The 4,202-nt window shown below is 66.7% G+C and carries 7 protein-coding genes; 1 reads left to right on the forward strand and 6 read right to left on the reverse strand.

Going from position 1 to position 4,202, the window contains the following annotated elements; all coding sequences use genetic code 11:
- The 5 genes from B2W70_RS10635 to B2W70_RS10655 all read right to left on the reverse strand — a co-directional run.
- Positions 1–468 (reverse strand): hypothetical protein (locus tag B2W70_RS10635; RefSeq protein WP_286745575.1); only part of this gene is annotated, 468 nt, incomplete at its 3' end.
- Positions 465–875: a hypothetical protein gene (locus tag B2W70_RS10640; protein WP_286745577.1), complete on the reverse strand. Its 411-nt coding sequence runs from the start codon at positions 873–875 to the stop codon at positions 465–467. The genes B2W70_RS10640 and B2W70_RS10635, both read right to left, overlap by 4 nt.
- A gap of 38 nt (positions 876–913) precedes the next feature.
- On the reverse strand, positions 914–1,327 hold the full coding sequence (locus B2W70_RS10645; RefSeq protein WP_286745578.1) for a hypothetical protein: 414 nt from the start codon (positions 1,325–1,327) through the stop codon (positions 914–916).
- 43 nt (positions 1,328–1,370) lie between these two features.
- Positions 1,371–1,532: a DUF1328 domain-containing protein gene (locus B2W70_RS10650; protein ID WP_083505828.1), complete on the reverse strand. Its 162-nt coding sequence runs from the start codon at positions 1,530–1,532 to the stop codon at positions 1,371–1,373.
- A 143-nt stretch (positions 1,533–1,675) separates the two neighbouring features.
- Entirely contained in the window at positions 1,676–3,100 is a 1,425-nt protein-coding gene (locus B2W70_RS10655; RefSeq protein WP_286745582.1) for a CHASE3 domain-containing protein, read from the reverse strand.
- A 16-nt stretch (positions 3,101–3,116) separates the two neighbouring features.
- Between B2W70_RS10655 and B2W70_RS10660 the strand changes: the two genes are divergently transcribed.
- Positions 3,117–3,749 (forward strand): response regulator, encoded by a 633-nt coding sequence (locus B2W70_RS10660; protein ID WP_058086683.1) that lies wholly within the window; start codon positions 3,117–3,119, stop codon positions 3,747–3,749.
- 21 nt (positions 3,750–3,770) lie between these two features.
- Here the strand turns inward: B2W70_RS10660 and B2W70_RS10665 are convergent, their stop codons facing one another.
- Positions 3,771–4,172 (reverse strand): response regulator, encoded by a 402-nt coding sequence (locus B2W70_RS10665; RefSeq protein WP_058086684.1) that lies wholly within the window; start codon positions 4,170–4,172, stop codon positions 3,771–3,773.
- Positions 4,173–4,202 lie beyond the last annotated feature (30 nt).

Genomic DNA, 4,202 nt, shown 5'->3' on the forward strand with positions numbered 1-4,202 from the left:
CGATCTTGCGGTGGGTGAATTCGGCTCGGTGAGTCCGGCGGCGTCGGGGTCTTGTGCTGCTTCGGTGTCTGCGGCGGCCTTGGCCTCGTCGGAGGGCGCCTGAGCAGCCTGGCGGCTCAGCCACTGCAACAGCAGCGGTGTGGCCATCACCGCTGCCTGCGAGGTGAGCCAGGGCAGGGCATGGGCCACGGCCCAGCGGATCAGGCGTTGGCGTTGTGACACCGCCAGGCCGCCTGCCAGCAAACCCGCTGCGACGCTGGCCCAGGGGTGTCGGGCGATCCAGTCGTCGGCCAGGCCCTCGGTGAACACGGTGTCCAGGAGTCCGGTGAGCTCGAGGTCGGAGGGCGCCTGGTTGGCGTGTTCGCCCGACTCATTGAGCCCGCCAGCGCAGCGCAGCACGAGCTGGGTCCGCGTTCGCTCGAGCTGCATCAAAGCTTCGGCGATGCGCGCGTCGGTGAGGGGTGTCATGGTGTCTCCTGCGGCTCGGCTTGGCTGGGCATCAGCCAGGTGGCGTCCAGTTGCCACTGTCGCTGCAGGTGCCGCAGCGGCGCAGGCGATGGGGTGGCACGCAAGGCGAGCACGCAAGCCAGGCAGCTTGCAACACTGAGCGCCGCAGGGGCCGACAGCAGCACCCATTGCAGCGGGCTCCACAGAGGCCCCAGCGCACCGGGCACCAGCGCCCAGGCCATCAGCAACAGTCCCATGAAGCCGATGGCCAGCCCACCGCTCACGAGTGCTCCCACGCTCAGCAGCAACCTTCTTTGCCAGACCTGCGCGGCCAGGGTCAGCTCGGCACTGGCGAGCTGGCCATAGGCGCGCAGGTGGTTCAACGCGGCGTCGGGGTGACGCAGGGTGGCGCTGAGCAGAGTTGGCATGGCTGTGGCCTGCTGAAGTGGGTGGTGTGGTGCAGGTATCAGCGGCCCTGGTTGCTGCGGCCGCCGCTGGATTGACGGCGGTGGGCCATGTGGCTGGCAATGACCGCGACCGCAGCGCCGGCGGCCACCGCGATGAGCACCGACTTCAGCGGGTCCCGTCGGATGCGGTCTGCCGTGTGGTCGGCGGCCAGCCTGGCCTTGTCCATCGCCATGGCGCTGGTGGCTCGGGCGATGTCGCTGCCTCGCTCGCCCAAATGCTTGACGCGGTCGATGGCCAGGTCGACCAGTCCTGGGGCGCGCTCGGCCAGGTGCTGCGCGCCGTTTTGCACCGAGCTCAGGGCCTGATCGGCTGCGTCGTGGGCCTGGTCCAGGGCGTTGCCTGCGGCGTCGGCGATGCGGTCGACCTGGCGGCTGGCGACCCGGCTGATTTCTTGGGCGGTCTGTCGGCTCATGGTGGGCTCCTTTGGGTGGGTGGATGGGTGGATGGATGGGAGGTCAGCCTCGCAGCAGGTTCATGACGAACGATGCGATGGCCATGACCAGGAACACCACGAACAGGATCTTGCCGATGCTGGCTGCGCCGGACGCGAGGCCTCCGAAGCCGAACACGGCGGCGATCAGGGCGATGACGAAGAAGACGACGGCGTAGTGCAGCATGGCGGGCTCCTGAAGTGATGAGGCCTGGGCGCCAACCGTGTGGTGGGCGTTGGGTTCACTTTAGGAGCCGAGGGGGCGCGGGCGTGAAGGCGCGCGGCTTGTTTGCGCGTCGGTCTCGGTGAGGCGTGTGTGTCGGACCAGGCCTACATGGCGCCGGGTGCCTGAGCACCGAACGCCTGCGTCGGCTTGGCTTCGCTCGGGTCTGTCGGGAGCAGGGGCAGCCTGGCTGTGATGCAGGTGCCATGACCAGGCGCCGAGCTCAGGGAGAGCTCGCCTCCAGAGGCCTCGACGCGAAAACGCATGCCGCGCAGGCCGTGCCGTCCCAGCCTGGAGGTGTCGGGGTCAAAGCCGATGCCGTCGTCTTCGACGCTGACCACAGCGTGTGCGCCTTGTTCGAGCAGCCGCACGCGCAGGTGGGTGGCCTGGGCGTACTTGAGCGCGTTGGTGATCGCCTCTTGCACCACCCGGTAGACGGTGAGCTGGTCGTCTGCGGAGAGCGAGGTGGCTTGCAGGTCCTGCTCGATGTGCAGGCCGCTGACCTTGCCCGTGTCGTGCAGCAGCGCTTCGAGCGAAGCGGCCAGGCCCAGGGTGCGCAAGGATGACGGGCACAGGTCTTCGATGATGCGGCGCTTGAGCGCGATGCCCTGGTTGAGCGCGTCGGTCAGGTGGGTGACCTTGGGCAGCAACTCGGGCAGGTTCTGCTGGATGCGCGGACGCAGCACGGCCACGTCGAGCTTGGCCGTGGTCAGCAGTGCGCCGAGCTCGTCGTGCAGGTCGCGGGCCAGGCGGGCTCGCTCGTCTTCGCGGGCGGTCTGCAGGTGGCGAGCGAGGTCGCGCAGGTCGCTGGTGCGGCGTTGCACCTCCTGCTCCAAGCGGTCTTTTTCGTGCAGCAGCGAGGTGCGCTGCGCTTCGCGCTCGACCATGAGCTGGCGGCCCTGGCGGATGAGCAGGATGAGGATCAGCAGGCTGAGCACCGTCATCGCGGCGATGCCAATGCGACCCAGCAGCAGCAACTCCTGGATGTCGTCCAGGCCTTGGGTCACCAGGCGATTGCGGTGCGCCATGTTGACGTCGAACTCGTCGCGCATGCGCTGCATGATTTCGCGGCCGATGCCGCTGCGCACCATGTCGATGGCGGCTTCGCGGTTGCCACTGTCATGCCTGCGCAGCACCTCTTGCATCTCGGCGAGCTTTTCGTCGAAGAGCTGATCGAGCTTGAGTTGCCTGCTTGGCAGGCTGGCTTCGCCGCTGGCATGGTCGAGCGCATGGATCTCCCTGAGCGCCACGCGCACGTCGTTGCTGGCGCGAACGTAGGGCTCCAGGTAGTCTTGCCCACCCACCAGCAGGTAGCCGCGTTTGCCCGCCTCGGCATCGGTGACCCGCTGCATGGCGTAGGCCAGCGTCAGCCGCGCCTTGCCCATCTTGGCCAGCGTGCCGAGTTGCTCGCTCTGGCTTTGGTAAGCCAGCTCCGTGATCAGCAGCATGAAGGCCGCCGCCAGCACCGCCGCAGCGATGCGCCACATGTCCCCATGGGCGCCAAGGAGGAGTCGCAAAAGTCTTGAGTTCATGGCCTAGACTGGACAGATGATCCGAATTGGTTTGGTGGACGACCACATCATCGTGCGTGCGGGGCTCAAGCAATACCTGGGCGAGCAGGTTGACCTGCGTGTCACGGGGGAAGCGGGCAACGGCAAGGAAGCCCTGGAGCTGGCGCGCAGTGGCGAGGTCGATGTGCTGGTGATGGACCTGTCCATGCCTGACGAGGGTGGCGTCGATGCGCTGCTGGCGATCAAGGCCCGATTCCCTGACCTGCCGGTGCTCATCCTCAGCGGCTACCCTGAGCAGCACTATGCCACCCACTTGCTCAAGCAGGGCGCGAGCGGCTACCTCAACAAGGAGTGCGACCCGAGCGAGATCATCAATGCCATCCGCACGGTGTTCAGGGGGCGCAAGTACATCACCGCCGGGGTGGCGGAGATGCTGGCCAGCGGGCTCACGGCTCCCGCTGAAAAGCAGCCCCACGAGTTGCTCTCCGAGCGCGAGTTCCAGGTCTTCTTGCGCCTGGCCAAAGGCGAAACCGTGGGCGCCATGGCCGACAGCCTGGCCTTGAGCGTCAAGACCGTGAGCACCTATCGCACCCGGGTGATGGAAAAGCTCAGCCTGTCCACCAACAGCGACCTGACCTATTACGCGCTCAAGAACGGCTTGATCCAGTGAGTGAGAGGCCACCGCGTGCGCTCAGGCCGCACCGATCGTGCTGGCGAGTTCGCCGCAGTAGGCGATGAGGTCTTCCAGCTCACTCGATTTGTCGAAGACCCGGTCCGCATCCAGCGCCAGGCAACGCTGGCGGATGGCGTCGGTGGCGTAGTTGGTGAGCACCACCTTGTGCACGTGCGGGGCGTGGCGCCGCGCGGTGACCAGCACGTTCAGGCCGATGCCCGATTTCAGGAACACGTCCACGATCATCAGGTCACAACCCGACGGGTGGTTGTGGATCCAGGTGGTGGCGCTTTCTTCGTCGGCGGCCGTCCCCACGACCTGAAGCGGCAACACCTGCTCCAGGGTGTCGATCAGGTTGTGCAGGATGATGGGGCTGTCTTCGACGATGAAACAGCGCAGTGGTGGGGGTGTGCTGGGCATGTTACCGATTGAATCGGAAACGCAGGCGCG

Origin of the sequence: Aquabacterium sp. UBA2148 (genome assembly GCF_002328915.1) — a bacterium.
GTDB lineage: Bacteria > Pseudomonadota > Gammaproteobacteria > Burkholderiales > Burkholderiaceae_C > Aquabacterium > Aquabacterium parvum.

Bases quoted from the DNA above. Each gene is read 5' to 3' on its own strand.
- B2W70_RS10640 (WP_286745577.1), bottom strand. From the start codon at position 875: ATGCCAACTCTGCTCAGCGCCACCCTGCGTCACCCCGACGCCGCGTTG.
- B2W70_RS10645 (WP_286745578.1), bottom strand. From the start codon at position 1,327: ATGAGCCGACAGACCGCCCAAGAAATCAGCCGGGTCGCCAGCCGCCAG.
- B2W70_RS10650 (WP_083505828.1), bottom strand. From the start codon at position 1,532: ATGCTGCACTACGCCGTCGTCTTCTTCGTCATCGCCCTGATCGCCGCC.
- B2W70_RS10655 (WP_286745582.1), bottom strand. From the start codon at position 3,100: ATGAACTCAAGACTTTTGCGACTCCTCCTTGGCGCCCATGGGGACATG.
- B2W70_RS10660 (WP_058086683.1), top strand. From the start codon at position 3,117: ATGATCCGAATTGGTTTGGTGGACGACCACATCATCGTGCGTGCGGGG.
- B2W70_RS10665 (WP_058086684.1), bottom strand. From the start codon at position 4,172: ATGCCCAGCACACCCCCACCACTGCGCTGTTTCATCGTCGAAGACAGC.